The sequence below is a fragment of the Maricaulis sp. genome, from assembly GCF_030149235.1.
Lineage (GTDB): Bacteria > Pseudomonadota > Alphaproteobacteria > Caulobacterales > Maricaulaceae > Maricaulis.
On the sequence record NZ_JASBRW010000060.1, the window covers coordinates 1 to 15,358 of the forward strand.

General features: G+C 62.7%; 14 protein-coding genes. 12 read left to right on the plus strand and 2 right to left on the minus strand.

The genetic code is table 11. The annotated features are described in order from the left end of the window. The 11 genes from Q1V51_RS09080 to Q1V51_RS09130 form a co-directional block, all read left to right on the plus strand. Positions 1-1,357, plus strand: a 1,357-nt coding sequence (locus Q1V51_RS09080) for a flagellar hook protein FlgE (RefSeq protein WP_300555554.1), incomplete at its 5' end; no start/stop codon positions are given. A 188-nt stretch (positions 1,358-1,545) separates the two neighbouring features. Then, on the plus strand, positions 1,546-1,815 hold the full coding sequence (locus Q1V51_RS09085) for a DUF1153 domain-containing protein (protein WP_300555556.1): 270 nt from the start codon (positions 1,546-1,548) through the stop codon (positions 1,813-1,815). 217 nt (positions 1,816-2,032) lie between these two features. Continuing rightward, positions 2,033-3,697, plus strand: coding sequence for a flagellar basal-body MS-ring/collar protein FliF (fliF, locus tag Q1V51_RS09090; RefSeq protein WP_300555558.1), 1,665 nt, complete (start codon positions 2,033-2,035; stop codon positions 3,695-3,697). Positions 3,698-3,705: 8 nt separating this feature from the next. After that, complete coding sequence (gene fliG, locus Q1V51_RS09095) at positions 3,706-4,731, plus strand: flagellar motor switch protein FliG (protein ID WP_300555560.1); 1,026 nt, start codon at positions 3,706-3,708, stop codon at positions 4,729-4,731. 14 nt (positions 4,732-4,745) lie between these two features. After that, entirely contained in the window at positions 4,746-5,396 is a 651-nt protein-coding gene (locus Q1V51_RS09100) for a FliH/SctL family protein (protein WP_300555562.1), read from the plus strand. Positions 5,397-5,495: 99 nt separating this feature from the next. Then, positions 5,496-5,768 (plus strand): flagellar motor switch protein FliN, encoded by a 273-nt coding sequence (fliN, locus tag Q1V51_RS09105; protein ID WP_366522730.1) that lies wholly within the window; start codon positions 5,496-5,498, stop codon positions 5,766-5,768. A gap of 40 nt (positions 5,769-5,808) precedes the next feature. Then, positions 5,809-7,182, plus strand: a complete 1,374-nt coding sequence (locus Q1V51_RS09110; protein ID WP_300555566.1) for a sigma-54 dependent transcriptional regulator — start codon at positions 5,809-5,811, stop codon at positions 7,180-7,182. Positions 7,183-7,242: 60 nt separating this feature from the next. Next, positions 7,243-9,336 carry a flagellar biosynthesis protein FlhA gene (flhA, locus tag Q1V51_RS09115; protein WP_366522731.1) on the plus strand — a complete coding sequence of 698 codons (2,094 nt, stop codon included), beginning with the start codon at positions 7,243-7,245 and terminating at the stop codon, positions 9,334-9,336. Positions 9,337-9,409: 73 nt separating this feature from the next. Then, complete coding sequence (locus tag Q1V51_RS09120; RefSeq protein ID WP_300555570.1) at positions 9,410-10,360, plus strand: flagellar biosynthesis-like protein (FlhF); 951 nt, start codon at positions 9,410-9,412, stop codon at positions 10,358-10,360. After that, the gene (locus Q1V51_RS09125; RefSeq protein WP_300555572.1) at positions 10,361-11,161 is read left to right on the plus strand and encodes an AAA family ATPase; all 801 of its coding nucleotides are present in this window, start codon (positions 10,361-10,363) and stop codon (positions 11,159-11,161) included. Positions 11,162-11,197: 36 nt separating this feature from the next. Beyond that, positions 11,198-11,521: a hypothetical protein gene (locus tag Q1V51_RS09130; RefSeq protein ID WP_300555574.1), complete on the plus strand. Its 324-nt coding sequence runs from the start codon at positions 11,198-11,200 to the stop codon at positions 11,519-11,521. 112 nt (positions 11,522-11,633) lie between these two features. On the opposite strand, the gene Q1V51_RS09135 is transcribed toward Q1V51_RS09130, so the two are convergent. Continuing rightward, complete coding sequence (locus tag Q1V51_RS09135) at positions 11,634-12,629, minus strand: DUF6607 family protein (RefSeq protein ID WP_300555576.1); 996 nt, start codon at positions 12,627-12,629, stop codon at positions 11,634-11,636. A gap of 113 nt (positions 12,630-12,742) precedes the next feature. Here Q1V51_RS09135 and Q1V51_RS09140 point away from each other — a divergent pair, with 113 nt between their 5' ends. Continuing rightward, entirely contained in the window at positions 12,743-14,827 is a 2,085-nt protein-coding gene (locus Q1V51_RS09140; RefSeq protein ID WP_300555578.1) for a TonB-dependent receptor, read from the plus strand. Between the two features lie 83 nt (positions 14,828-14,910). On the opposite strand, the gene fliJ is transcribed toward Q1V51_RS09140, so the two are convergent. Beyond that, entirely contained in the window at positions 14,911-15,327 is a 417-nt protein-coding gene (fliJ, locus tag Q1V51_RS09145; RefSeq protein ID WP_300555579.1) for a flagellar export protein FliJ, read from the minus strand. Between the last annotated feature and the right edge of the window lie 31 nt (positions 15,328-15,358).

The window sequence follows — 15,358 nt, forward strand, 5'->3', positions numbered from 1 at the left end:
CGCTTCCGGCCTGATCGCTAACTCGAGCGCCCTGGCGGCGGTCTCGGACAATATCGCCAACGTCAACACGGTCGGCTACAAGCGCGCCACCGCGATTTTCACGCCGATGTATGACAGCCGTGGCGAAGGCGGCAATTACACCGCCGCCGGCGTCGGTTCCAAGACGCAGCTGAACATTTCACAGTCCGGCCTGCTGACCGGCTCAAACTCGCCGACCGACCTGGCGATCGCGGGCAATGGCCTCTTCGTGGTGCGTGATACGGCCGATGCTAACGCGTCCGACCCGGTCTCCTTTACCCGCGCCGGCCGCTTCATCGCCGACAGCTCGGGCTTCCTGCGCAATGATGCCGGCAAGTATCTCGCCGGCTGGCCGGTGGCTGCGGACGGCACCGTCCCAACCAACCCGTCCGATCTCAACACGCTGGAAACAATCAACCTGTCCTCCATCGGTGGTGCGGCCGAGCCGACCTCGGTCATGGGCATCAACGCCAACCTGCTGGCCAGCGAGACGGTCTCGGCGGCTGAAGCAACCTACGCCCCGGCCGTTTCGGGAACCAATATGGCGTCCGGCACGGTTGCGCCGGACTTCCAGCGCACCATTCCCTTCTATGACAGCCAGGGCGGCGTGCGTTCGATCACCATCTCGATGCTGAAGAGCTCCGCACCGAACCAGTGGCATGCCGAGATCCACATGGTGCCGGCTTCGGAAGTGACCACGGGTGCCGGCCTCGTCGACGGCCAGATTGCCACCGGCACGGTTGCTTTTGATACCCAAGGCCGCCTCGACAGCGCCAACACCACGCTGCCGACCGCACTCAACTTCCTGGCTTCGGACAATGTAGCGGCGCTCGGCGCCAATGATTTCCAGTGGTCACTGGCTACCGGCATCGCAGCCCAGTCCATCACCCTGGACTTCGGCGATCCGACCAGCCCGGGCGGTTTCACCCAGTATGACAGCCCGTCGGCGTTGCTCTCGACCAATGTGAACGGTTCCGCCTTCGGTAACTTTGCCGGCGTGGAAGTTGATGATGAAGGCTTTGTCTTCGCCAAGTTCAACAATGGTATTATCCGCAAGGTCTACCAGATCCCGGTCGCGACCTTTGTGAACCCGGACGGCCTGCAGGCCGAGTCGGGCGGCACCTACACGGTAACCCCGGAATCGGGCACCTACACGCTGAACCAGCCTGGCCTGGGCTCTGCAGGTTCGATCTCCTCCTCGACGCTGGAGAACTCCAATGTCGACCTGGCGACCGAATTCACCACGCTGATCACGACCCAGCGGGCCTACTCGGCATCATCGAAAATCATCACCACTGCCGATGAGATGCTCGATGAAGCAATCCGGATGAAGCGATAGTCCACCACCTGACGCTTCAAGCCGTAAAGGCCCCGCTCCGGCGGGGCCTTTTTCTTTGGCATTGAAGCGCCGGATTTGAAGCAAATTTCGCCGCAACCATTAAACACAAATTTACCTAGGGGTTTAGGCGGATGTTAAACGCCCGCGTGTAGGTTCTCACCATAAACAAAAAAACACGGGGACCGGACATGCAGCCGCGCCTTAAAAAAGAAAATTATGTCATTGGACCGGATGGTAGCCCGCTCACGCTGGCCGATCTTCCACAGCCGAGTACGCAGAGATGGGTCGTACGCCGCAAAGCCGAGGTGGTGGCCGCGGTACGCGGTGGCCTGCTCTCGCTGGAAGAAGCGTGCGAACGTTATTCCCTGACCGTCGAGGAGTTCCTCGGATGGCAGCGCTCTATCGACAAGCACGGCCTCGCCGGCTTGCGCACGACTCGCCTTCAGAATTACCGCTGACGCTATCCCCTGACCACAGCGCAGCATGAACGGCGGCCTTCTCCCCCCTAAGGCCGCCGTTCACCCATGATTTGAACGCATTAGTCAGTCTCACTGTGGAAATCACGGTAAGATTAATGACCTATGCGCGCATCTTAAGGTCTCGTTTACGGAACCGGTAGGAAAATTCTGCCCAGTGCTTCGCGCCGGTGTGCGCACAGTGATGGGCAGGGTTTTCGTGAACGGACTTCTTCAGCAGCTTAGCGCCTTCGGCGTCGGACGACTGACCGCGATCTTCGGTCTCGCAGCGGGTGTGGCCGCCGCGCTCGTCTATTTTTCCAGCGCTGTGGGCGGCGGCTCACAGGCATTGCTCTATGCCGGTCTGGACCCGGCAGAGGCGGCTGCGACCGGCCAGGTCCTTGACCAGGCCAACATCCCCTATGAAATCCGCGAAGGCGGCACCGCCCTCTATGTAGCGCGCGACCAGGTCGACGAGGCCCGTGTCCGTATTGCCACCGGTGGCCCCATTTCCGGCGCCTCGGTCGGTTACGAGATTTTCGACCAGCAAGACAGCTTCGGCCAGACCAGCTTTGTTCAGAACATCAATGCCAAGCGCGCCCTGGAAGGCGAACTGGCCCGCACAATCCAATCGCTGAACTATGTCAGTTCAGCGCGGGTGCACCTGAACCTGCCGGAACGCCGCCTCTTCGTACGGGACCAGATTGACCCGACCGGTGCGGTGACGATCTCGACCCGCGGCACGCTGAATTCCGAGCAGATCCGGGTGATTCGTAACCTGGTTGCTTCAGGGGCGGGCCTCGATGCCAATAATGTTTCCATCGCCGATGATCGCGGCCGCCTGCTGGCCAGCGCCTCGGACGATCAGACCGGTACCAGCATCGCCATGGACGAGCGCCAGGCCTCCATCGAGGCCCAGATGCGCCAGAACATTCTCGATATTGTCGAGGGCGTGGTTGGCCCGGGCGCGGCCCGCGTTCAGGTCACGGCCGAGCTGGACCGCCAGCGTATCGAGGAAAACTCGCAGACCTTTGACCCCGAAGGCGCCGTCCTCGCCTCGCGCCAGCGCTCAGAGGAAACCTCTAGCGATACCGATGGCAGCAGCCGCAATGCGGTGTCCGCTTCGGAGAACCTGCCGGACAATGCAACGGACGGCGCGACCGGCCCGTCCAGCGAATCCAATCGTCAGGTCTCCAACGAAACGGTCAATTTCTCGATCTCCTCGACCCGCCGTCAGCAAATCACGGAAGCCGGTGCTATCCGCCGCCTGTCCGTTGCCGTTGCCGTCGACGGGATCCTGGAAACCCTCGAGGACGGCAGCACGCAATGGCGCGCGCGTTCCGATGAGGAGATTGCCCAGATTGAAGCCCTGGTCCGCTCGGCCATGGGCTTTGTAGACGAGCCCGGCATTCGCCAGGACCTCTTGACCGTGACGCAGATGGAGTTTGCCCGCGCCGATCCACTGCTGGGTACGGCGGCGGCCGGTGGCTTCAGCTTCAACAAGAATGACCTGCTGCGCGGCGCCGAAATCCTGGTGATGTTCATCACCGCAGTGCTGATTATCTTCCTGGTGGCTCGCCCGCTGGTCAAAGGCGCCGGAAGCACACCGATGCCGCAAGGCCTCGCCCTGGCGGGTGCCGGGGCCGGTGGTGGCGGAGGCATGCTGGGCACGGCCAATGCGCCTACGGCATTGCCCGCAGCCGCATCGGACATCCCGGCCGCTCTGCCCGGCGGGAACGGATCCGGCAGCGCGGGCAGCATGATCGATATCGAAAAAATCGACGGCCAGGTGAAGGCCTCCTCCATCAAGAAGGTGGTCGGCATCGTCGAAGCGCATCCGGAGGAGTCGATCTCCATCCTGCGTTCCTGGCTGCATGAGACCTGAGTAGAGACATGGCCGAAGGCAGACGCTCCATTGAAGACCCCAGCCGCCTCTCCGGACCGGAGAAGGCCGCGGTGATCCTGCTCGCCCTGGGCGAGGAAGATCATGGACTGTGGGAACATCTCGATGAGGAAGAAATCCGTGAGGTTTCTTCTGCCATGTCCAATCTGGGCACGATTTCCTCGACCGCGGTCGAGAAGCTGATCGTCGATTTCGTCGGCCAGATGTCTTCCACCGGGTCGCTGATGGGTTCGTTCGAAGCCACCCAGCGTCTGCTGACCTCCTTCCTTCCGGGCGAGAAGGTCGAAACCATTATGGAAGAGCTGCGCGGTCCCGCCGGCCGGACCATGTGGGACAAGCTGGGCAATGTGAACGAGGTCGTTCTCGCCAACTACCTCAAGAATGAATACCCGCAGACCGTGGCCGTAGTTCTGTCCAAGGTGAAATCCGAGCATGCCAGCCGTGTCCTGGCTGCCCTGCCGGAAGACTTCGCCATGGAAGTCGTGACCCGCATGCTGCGCATGGAACCGGTCCAGCGCGAAATCCTCGACCGTATCGAGGAGACTTTGCGCACCGAGTTCATGTCGAACCTGGCCCGTACTTCGAAGCATGACAGCCACGAGATGATGGCCAACATCTTCAACAATTTCGACCGTCAGACCGAGAACCGCTTCCTCGCGGCGTTGGAAGAGCGCAATCGCGACAGCGCCGAGAAGATCCGCTCTTTGATGTTCGTCTTCGAGGATCTCTCCAAGCTCGACCCGGGCGGTATCCAGACGCTGATGCGTGCCATCGACAAGGACCAGATGGCCCTGGCGATGAAGGGGGCGTCGGACAGCCTGCGCGACCTGTTCTTCTCGAACATGTCCGAGCGCGCAGCGAAAATCATGAAGGAAGACATGAATGCAATGGGCCCGGTGCGGCTCAAGGATGTCGACCAGGCCCAGCAATCCATCGTCTCCCTGGCCAAGGACCTCGCCGCGAAGGGCGAGATCATGCTGGCCGATGGCGGGGCCGATGATGAGTTGATCTACTAGGAGAAGTCGACGCTATGAAACCGATGAAATTCGACTTCGACACCGAGTTTGACGAAAACGGTGAAATCCTGCGCGAAGGCGAGAGCTTCAAGCGCTTCTTCACCCAGGACGATGTCGATGCCGCACGCATGTGGGGTGTTGAGGAAGGCCGCGAGATGGAAGAAGGCCGCTGCGCCCAGGCCCTCCAGGCCGTCGCCTCGCAAATGCAGCTCATCCTCGCGCGCCTGGCGACCGAAAGCGAAGCCCTGCGCGTCGAAGCGGCGCAGCTCGGCCTGTCGGCCGCCAAGAAGATCGCCGGTGAAGCGCTCAACAGCTATCCGGCTGAAACGATTGAGAGCCTGGTCCGCGAAGCGGTGTACGACCTGCGGTCCGAACCGCGCTTCTCCGTACGCTGCGCACCTGAACTCGCTGAAATGATTGCCGAACGCCTGGAACAGACCGCCCGCGATTGCGGATTTGACGGTGCTATCCAGGTTCGCGGCGAAGCCGGCATGAACGGTGCCGATGTCCGGCTGGAATGGGGTAATGGCGCTATCCAGAGGTCCACGGCCGACATCGAGGCCCGCCTTGAAGACATCGTCCAGCGCTGGCTGGCCGCGCCGCCTGAGGAGGCCGCGCAGCCCGCAGCAGAAGGCGGCGCCGCTCCCGGCGCTTCCGCCGCTTAAGGAGGCCCGCACATGAATGACGACAATAATTTCGACCTGCCGGAACTGAGTGGCGAGGAACAGCCCGAGCCGAGTACGCCTGTCGTTGCCGGCGAAAAGATGATGGACGAGGAAGAAAAGAGCGCTGCTGACCTGGCGCCGGTCTTCGACGTTCCGGTCAATATTTCTGCCGTTCTCGGCAAAGCGCATATCGACGTCAATTCACTGCTCAAGCTGACCTCCGGATCGGTTGTCGAGCTCGATCGCAAGATCGGTGAAGCCATCGATATCTACGTCAATAACCGTCTCGTCGCCCGCGGCGAGGTCGTCGTGGTCGAGGACCGGCTCGGTGTCACCATGACAGAAATCATCAAGGACGGGGACGCGGCATGATGCCGCGCCTTGGTAACATCAAGAAAATGGAGTGGACGCCATGCGAGTCCTGATCGTCGGAAGCCTGGGCGGGCAATTGCACACCGCCACCAAGATCGCCATCGACCGCGGCGCCAAGGTTTCGCAAGTCGACACTATCGAACAGGCGACAGCACACCTGCGGGCCGGCCGGGGGGCCGATCTGCTCATGGTCGACCTGTCGCTCGATGTACAATCGCTGATCGACGCCAATGAGCGCGAACGGATCACGGTCCCGGTCGTCGCCTGCGGCGTCAATGTGCGTCCGGAGGCTGCGGCTGCAGCCATCCGCGCCGGCGCCAAGGAATTCATCCCGCTACCGCCGGATGCCGACCTGATTGCTGCGGTTCTGGAAGCCGTCGCCGACGATGAGCGCCCGATGATTGCGCGCGATCCGTCAATGCAGACAGTCATTGAGCTGGCCGACCGTATTTCTGGCTCGGAAGCCTCCGTGCTGATCACCGGCGAAAGCGGTGCCGGTAAGGAAGTCATGGCGCGCTATGTCCACTCCAAGTCCAAGCGCTCTGACAAGCCTTTCGTCTCCGTCAACTGTGCGGCCATCCCGGAAAACCTGCTCGAGTCCGAACTCTTCGGTCACGAGAAAGGCGCGTTCACCGGCGCCATCGCCCGGCGCGTGGGTAAGTTCGAGGAGGCCGATGGTGGCACCCTTCTCCTCGACGAGATCTCGGAAATGGATGTGCGACTGCAGGCGAAACTGCTGCGTGCAATCCAGGAACGCGAGATCGATCGCGTCGGTGGCACCAAGCCGGTGAAGGTCAATATCCGCATCCTGGCGACCTCGAACCGGGACCTGCGCAAGGCCGTTGCCGACGGCAGCTTCCGCGAAGACCTCTTGTTCCGCCTGAATGTGGTCAATCTGGCCCTGCCGCCGCTGCGGGAACGCCCGGCCGACATTCTGGCGCTGGCGGAGCATTTCGCTCGCAAATATGCCGCGGCCAACCAGATTGACGATCGTCCGATTTCCGACGCGGCCCAGACCCAGCTGCTGGCGCGCGAATGGACCGGCAACGTCCGTGAACTGGAAAACGCCATGCACCGCGCGGTACTGCTGGCTTCCGGCCGCGAGATCGGCCCGGACGCGATCCGCATGCCGGACGGCTCGGCCTTTACCGGTGGCCCGTCCAGCACGGTCACGCGTCATGCCGCCGATGCGGCCGATGCGGTGCAGCGCGCCGTGGTCGGAAAGACGGTGGCGGAAGTCGAGCAGGATCTCATTCTCGACACGCTGGACCATTGCCTGGGGAACCGGACGCATGCCGCCAATATTCTCGGCATCTCCATCCGCACCCTGCGCAACAAGCTGAAACTCTATGCCGATCAGGGCGTGAATATTCCGCAGCCGAACCAGCCCGCCCCGGGCATCAGCGCTGCCTGATAGGAAACCAACGTGGCCGATACGACAGGTACACCGCCAGCGGGCGGTTCCCAGTTCAACATGCAGGCATTCCTGAACCGCGTTCTGCGCGGGGATGTTGCGCTGGCTGTGGGCATTCTCGGCATCCTGGTGATGCTGCTCCTGCCCATGCCGAAAGTCCTTTTGGACATGTCGCTGGCCATTTCCATTTCGATCTCGGTGCTGGTCCTGATGACCGCACTCTTCATCAAAAAGCCGCTGGAATTCTCGGCCTTTCCGGCGGTCTTGCTGATTACCACCCTGCTCCGCCTCGGCCTCAACATCGCCTCAACCCGCCTGATCCTGTCCCAGGGTCATGAGGGAACCGATGCGGCGGGTGAAGTGATCGAGGCCTTCGGCGCCTTTGTCATGCAGGGCAATGTCGTTATCGGCGTCATTGTTTTCGCCATCCTGGTGATCGTGAACTTCGTCGTCATCACCAAGGGTTCGGGCCGTATAGCCGAAGTCGCCGCGCGCTTCACCCTGGATTCCATGCCCGGCAAACAGATGGCGATTGATGCCGACCTGTCCGCCGGATTGATCACTGAAGCCGAGGCGCGCAAGCGTCGTTCCGAGCTGGAAGGTGAGAGCAATTTCTTCGGCGCCATGGATGGTGCCTCGAAATTCGTCCGCGGTGACGCCATGGCCGGCCTGATGATCACGGCGATCAACCTGGTCGGCGGTATCATCATCGGTGTCGTCCAGTCCGGCATGCCGCTCGGTGATGCCGCAAGCGCCTATTCCACCCTCACCATTGGTGACGGTCTGGTCTCGCAGATCCCGGCCCTGATCATCTCGGTTGCTGCCGGTCTCCTGGTCTCCAAGGCCGGTGTCAACGGTGAAGCCGACAAGGCCGTGTTCGGCCAGCTGACCGCCAACCCGCAGGGCCTCGGCCTGGTCTCCGCTGTGGCCTTCATTGTCGGCGTCCTGCCGGGCATGCCTTTCATCCCCTTCGCCATGATGTCCGCCGGTGCCGGCGCCCTGGCCTGGATGAACCGAGATGCCGAGGCCAAGCGCGCCGAAGCCGAACAGGCCGAGCTGCAAGCGGCTGAAGGCGGCGGCGCTGCCGGAAAAGCTGGTGAAGATACCGCGTCGGAAGAAGCGCCGATCGAGGACAGCCTAACCATTGATGAGCTCAAGATCGAGCTCGGCTATGGCCTTCTGCCGCTGATCAATGATGTCGATGGCCGCAAGCTGACTGACCAGATCCGCGCCCTGCGCCGCTCGCTGGCCGAAGAAATGGGTTTCATCACCCCGGCCGTGCGCATTGTCGACAACATGCAGCTGGGCAATCAGGAATACGCCATCCGCATCAAGGAACTCGAAGCCGGCCGCGGCGAGCTGGTTCTGACCAAGCTGCTGGTCATGGATCCGGGCGGTCTGCCGATCGACATGGCCGGCGATCACGTCAAGGAACCCGCCTTCGGCTTGCCGGCGACGTGGATCGAGGAAGGCCTGCGCGAGGAAGCCTCCTTCCGCGGCTACACCATTGTCGAACCCGCCGCTGTCATGGTCACCCACCTCACTGAGCTGCTACGCGACAACATGGCCGACCTTCTCTCCTATGCCGAGGTCGAGAAGCTGATCGACAAGCTGTCGAAAGAGCACAAGAAACTGGTTGATGACATCGTCCCGGCCCAGATCAGCCGCGCCGGTATCCAGCGTGTGCTGCAGTCCCTAATCAAGGAACGCATCTCGATCCGCGACCTGGCCACGATCATCGAGGGCATCGCCGAGGCCAGCGCCACCACCTCGCACATGGAAGCCATTGTCGAGCATGTCCGCTCGCGCCTGTCGCGCCAGATTTGTTACTCCAACCGGGGACATGATGGCGTTCTGCCGGTAATGGCCCTGTCTCCGCACTGGGAACAGGCCTTCCTGGATGCGCTGGTCGGCGAAGGCGAACGCAAACAGCTCGCCTTGGCGCCGTCAAAACTGCATGACTTCGTCGCTGCAGTTAGAAACTCTTTCGAAACCGCTTCAGCTCAGGGTCAGGTACCAGTGCTGCTGACGAGCCCCCTGATTCGTCCGTATGTGCGTTCTCTGGTTGAGCGATTCAGGCCACAAACCGTGGTCATGTCGCAGAATGAAATTCACCCGAGCGCGCGCCTTCAGACCTTGGGGCATGTCGGCTGATTTAAACTTTGAAGCTGGTTGTGACCCTTAGATGCGCCTAAAAACCTTTGCAGCTCCCAGTCTGACTGAAGCCATGTCAGACGTCCGCCGGGAAATGGGCCCGGAAGCGGTCATCATCTCAACCGGCGACGGGCCAGATGGCGGTGTGCAGGTTCGCGCGGCCAGCGAGTCCGGCGCGATCGAGACCACACCCGAACCGGTCCGCGAACGCTCGGAGCGTTTGAGCGAGCAGGCCGAAGTCGAGCGCGGCCAGCGCGAAGATGCACAGCTGGATCGCGTCATTCACGCGCTCGGCTATCACCGCGCGCCCGGTATCGCCGCCCAGGCCCTGATCCGTTCGGCCCAGGACCTCGATGATGGCCATGCGGTCGCCCGCCTCGCCCATGCGATGGAAACCCGCTACGCCTTCCAGCCCATCCCGGCCGTACCGGAAAACCCGGTCCTGTTTGCCGGCACGCCCGGGGTCGGCAAGACCTCGGCCCTCGCCAAGACCGCCGCGCGCTGCATTATCGGCGGCGGCGCCCCTACGCTGGTTTCTTGTGACGGTGAACGCGCCGGCGCGGATGAGCGCTTGGCCGCCCTCGCTGAGAAAATGGGCGCCGGCTTCCGCACCGTCGATGATCCGCGCGAAATGGCCGATCTGATGCGCGACATGCAGGGCCCGGTGCTGATCGACAGCCCGGCCGTCAATCCGTTCGAGCTCGATGATCTCGACATGACCCTCGCCTTCGCCGACAGCGCCGAAGCCGAGATCGTCTATGTCTTCGATGCCGGTCTTTCCACCGAGGACGCCGAGGACGCCGCTTCGCTCTTTGCCTCCATCGGGGCTGGTCGCGCCATTCCTGTGAAGATTGACTGCGCCCGCCGCATGGGCGCCATGCTGGGCGTGGCTGAGACCGGTCTCGCCTTCGCGCAAATGTCCTCCACCCCCTTTATCGGCGGCGGTCTGGCTCCGGCCACCCCGCTCCGCCTGGCCCGCGCCCTCATCGAGGACCGCCTCAACCCGTTCGACGAGGATCTCTAGATGAAGATCGCATCCGCCCCCCAATCGCGCGCCGCGGGCCGTGTTCTCGCTATTGCCTCGGGCAAGGGCGGCGTTGGCAAGACCTCGCTCGCCATCGGCATGGCCCGCGCCCTGTCGCAAATGGATGAGCGCGTCCTGCTGGTCGATGGCGACCTCGGCATGGCCAATATTGATGTCCAGATGGGGCTCTATCCCAATGCGGACATCGCCGCCGTGCTCAATGGCCGCGTTGAGCTCACGGACGCCGTCGCACCCGCCCTGGGCGGATCACTTGAGCGTGGCGGGTTTGACGTCATTTCCGGCCGCTCCGGCTCGGGCGCCCTGGCCAATCTCTCCGGCACCGGCCTGACCAAGCTGGCCACGGGGATCGCCGCCCTCTCCATGACTTATGACCGCGCCATTCTGGATCTGGCCGCCGGCGCCGACCGGGCCACACTGCGCCTGGCCATGACCGCCGATGATGTCGTTCTCGTGATTAATGACGAGCCGACCTCGCTGACCGACGCCTATGCTTTCGTCAAATCCCTGCGCCTGCATGATGATGGCGCCGCACCGCTGGTCGTTGTCAACAACGCACCGAGCCGGGCGGCCGCCCACGAGGCCTTCGGTGCCTTCAAGAAAACCTGTGAGAGCTTTTTGAGCTTCACCCCGGTCCTGGCCGGAGTGATCCGGCGCGATGATGCGGTCCCGGCCGCGATCCGCGCCCAGATGTGCCTGTCCGTGCGTTCGCCGCAAAGCGAGGCCGCCCAGGATATCCAGGCTTTGGCCGGAACCCTCGCAAGAGGCCGCGAAGCCGCCTAAACTCCTGCCCAGGGTAAATTTAGTGGGGCGTTGAACATGTATGATAGTTTTGCCGACCGGCTGACCATGGCGTTTACGCCGTTTGACTGGTGGCTGATCATTGTCCTGTCGCTGATCGCGGCACTGATCATGCGCAAATGGCCGCAATGGCCGGCCGCCGCCGCCATCGCCTTCTCCGTCGATGCCATCGCCCCCTTCTTCTACCGCTGGGCCACCGGCATCCCCCCGGATTTCGCCTTCGACTTCGCCTTCTCCCGCCTCGATGAACGCGGCGGCATTGTCGTTTTGATGCGGTTGGCGATCTATTTCGTCACCATCGGCATCATCTACTGGGCGAAGAAGCGGTATTCGCGGGTTTAGGGCCCTCTTTCCCTCATCCTGACGCATGTCAGGACCCCGACAACATCGAGCTCGGCTCCGTTGAGGTCCCGGAACAGGTCCGGGATGAGGGGGAGTAAGGCTTTCTGCCCCCCTACTCGATCACGCTGATCTGCTGATTGAGCAGCGGCTCGGCCTCATTCCAGGCGCCGTCGGTGTCGGACAGCCCAAACAGGATGCGCTGGCCGGCTTCCAGCAGCGGGCCGTAGAGCAGTGTGCCGTCCTGGTCGTCTTCAATATGGAAACGGGTCCCGGCCGGCTGGACTTCCAGGTTGAGGAAGTGCTCACGGACCCGGGCCCAGTAATCCGCTGTTGCATCCCAGTAATCATGCGCGGCCTGGGCGCCGGCCAGCTCGGTGCGGACATAGGTGTTGGTGCCGACCTCGCGCACCACTTCGCGCGGCGTTCCGTCTCGCAGATTGAGCTTGGAATTGTCCTGGTCGTGCACCCAGCCCCACTCGGTGATGGTGTGACGGTTCACAGCGGCGATGGCGTCGTAATCATCGCGGGTCGTGTCGTCGCGGCGCGGTAGCGGGCGCCAGGAGACCGGTGGTTCCCAGGTCGAGGCGTCAACGCCATGATCCCAGCGGGCAACCGCCGCATAACGCGGGCTGTCATCGACCTGGTAGACGGTTTGTGACCAGGCGCCGGCACGCTCGCTGGCCGGGACCACGTCGATCGACCATGCGTCAAACCCCTGGAAGGCCAGCACTGTGACCGGCTCGTAGCGCCAGTCCTGGCGCCAGTGCTTGACGATAAAGGGGCTTTCTTCCGGGCCAGCGAGTAGCAGGTGCTGCAGCATGATGAAGTCGCCGGTGTCCTCGACGACGATTACCACTTCGCGCGCCGGGGTCGTTTTCTGTTCCGCCAACTCATAGCCCGGCTCGATCGCCACGGTCTCGATGAAATCGAAGGTGACGGCGTATTCGCCCTGCATGGCGAGGATGGCCTCGCGGTCCTGTTCGAACTGGGCCTGGCTGCGCTCGATCATCGGCGCGGTGGCCACGGTCTGGCTCGTCGTCGCACAGGCGCTCAGGGCCAGGGCGCCCGCAAGGGCGATAACGGTTTTTGAGATGGAAGAGGCGGTCACTGGAGCAATCCCCGAAAATCATTGACTGTATTATGCAAACGAGTCGCACTTGCATTTGCAATTGATGGCGCGATAGATGCCGCAACTGATAATCATTCGCAAGGAAAATCGTCATGCGTTCCTGTCTCCTCTCCACCGCCGCGCTCCTCGCGCTGGCTCCCACCACATTCGCCGACACGGCAAGCGCCGAAATCGAGCGCGAGGTCATCGTGGTGGAGGCGACCCAGACCCATTTCGACAGCTTCGTCTATCCCGGCCTGACCAGCACGATTGACCAGGAGACACTCGATCTGGTGCAGCCGGTGGATCTGGATGATCTGCTGCGCGGCCTACCGGGCGTTGATGTGCCGGGCGGCCCGCGCCGCACCGGCCAGACCATCTCTCTGCGTGGCCAGGGCCGCTCCAACACGACCCTGCTGCTCGATGGTGCCCGCCAGAACTTCTCCTCCGCCCATGATGGCGCGATCTTCATCGATCCGAGCCTGCTGGTCGGTGTGGAAACCGTGCGTGGCCCGGCCTCGGCGCTTTATGGCTCCGGGGCATCCGGCGGCGTGGTCTCCTTCCGCAGCGCCACGGCAATGGACTTCCTGAATGAGGGCGAGACCTACGGATTTAAAATCGGTGCCGGCTATCGCTCGGTCGATGAAGAAGAGCGCGGCATCGCCACGCTCTATGGCGCGACTGGAGGTTTCGACTATCTAGCGTCGATTTCCACGCGGTCTTCCGGCGATATCGCGCTGGGCTCCGGGGCCGACCTGCCCGCCGATGACCGCTCGACCTCGACCCTGCTCAAACTCAGTGTCGAGTTCACCGAAGGTTGGCGCGCCGAGCTGTCCTGGCAGGACTATAACGGAGAAGCCACCGAGCCGAATAACGGCCAGGGCATTGCCGGCGTGAACGCGTTCAACGCCCTCGTCGACAAGGAAATCGACAACGAAAACCTCGCCCTCACCCTTGATGCCAACCCGGCCGGCATCTCCTGGCTGGATGCGACCGTCACGGTCTACCGCAATCAGAGCGGTGTCAGCGAAGATGAGACTGCGTCTTCGCGCAGCCTGCGCCGCGATCTGGAAACCTTCGGCATCCGCGGCAGTCAGCGCTTCGGCTTCCAGGCCGGGGACTGGACCGGCGCCTTCACCCTCGGCGGCGAATACTACGAAGACCAGCAGGACGGTCTGGACAGTGCGGCAACCAACGGTATTCGCGGCGGCGCCCCGGACGCAGAGAGCGAGTTCACGGCCTTCTACGGCCAGCTGGAACTGGACGGCCCGGCGCCCTTCGGTCTGCCAGGCCGCGTGATCGTACTTCCGGGCCTGCGCTATGACGAATTCGAAACCCGGTCGCCGAGCCAGAGCGCGACCAGCAATGATGCGACCTCCGCACGCTTCGGCCTGACCTATGCACCGAGCGAAACCTTCAATGTCTTCGCCAATTGGGGGGAAGCTTTCCGGGCGCCGTCAATCAACGAGCTCTACATTGACGGCACGCACTTCTCGCTGCCGCACCCGATACTCGGTGCACCGTCCTTCATCAGTAATGCGTTTATCGCCAATCCGGACCTCAGGCCGGAAACCACCGAGACAGTGGAAGTCGGCTTCAGCTTCGACCTGGCCGAGCGGGCGGGGGTTGATGAGCTGACCCTGCGGACCGCCTGGTTCGAGACCGAGGCCGAAGATTTGATCGACCTGTCCGTCGCATTCGCCTTTGACACTACCTGTTTCGTACCGCCCTTCTTCGCCCCGTGTTCTGCAGGCACGTCGAGCAGCACCAATGTCGGCCAGGCGGAACTCTCAGGCTTTGAGGCCCAGATGCAGTTTGCAGATGGTCCGTTCAGCCTTGATGCCAGCCTCTCCACGCTGGACGGTGAAGACCAGACGACCGGCGACCCGCTGGGCTCGCTCACCCCGGCCCGCCTCTTTCTCGATGGCCGCTACAGTTTCGAGGCCCAGCGCCTGATCCTGGGCAGCCGGGTGGAATGGGCCGGAGACTATGACCAGCCGGTCGATATCGCCGAGCATCGTGACGGCTATACGGTGGTCGACCTCTATGCCCGCTGGCAGCCCATGGCTGACAATGGCCTGACGCTCAATGCCGGGCTCGAGAATGTCTTTGATGAAGACTATGAGCGGGTCTTTTCCGGCGTGTCAGAAGCGGGCCGCTCGGTCCGCCTCGATGTCAGCTGGCACCGGAATTTCTGAGCCCAGGATGCAAGAAAGCGAGCCGGGCGTCCCATGCGCCTGGCTCGCTCTCCATCCCTCCCGGACAAAACGCCGGATAGCTTCTAGTGGGCGCGGCGGTGACGGATCGCGGCGATCTCGTCGAGCTCGGCCTGCTCGGCCTCGCGCTGCGCCTGCTCAATGCGCGCCACGCGTCGCTCCTCGAGCAGTTCGTATTTCTTCAGCTCCTGGAAGGCTTCCGCCAGCCGTTCACGCAGTGCGTCGGACTGGGCTTCGACCTCATTGAGCGAAGCGCGGATATTATCCTTCCGCTTGATCACCGCCTGGGCATAGGAGCCATAGGCGAGATAGCCGTCCTTGGACGCCGTCGCTGCGGCCTGTTCTTCCGGCACCGAGGCCTCAAGCCGTTCAATCTGGTTCGTCAGCGCCGCTTTCGAGCGGTCGAGCTCTGCCATTTGTTTTTGTAGTTCTTCCACCTTGAACCGGGCCAGCCGGATCAAAGGTTCGTGCGAGCGTGTCATGACGCTACTCCTTCACCACCACCAAGTATCC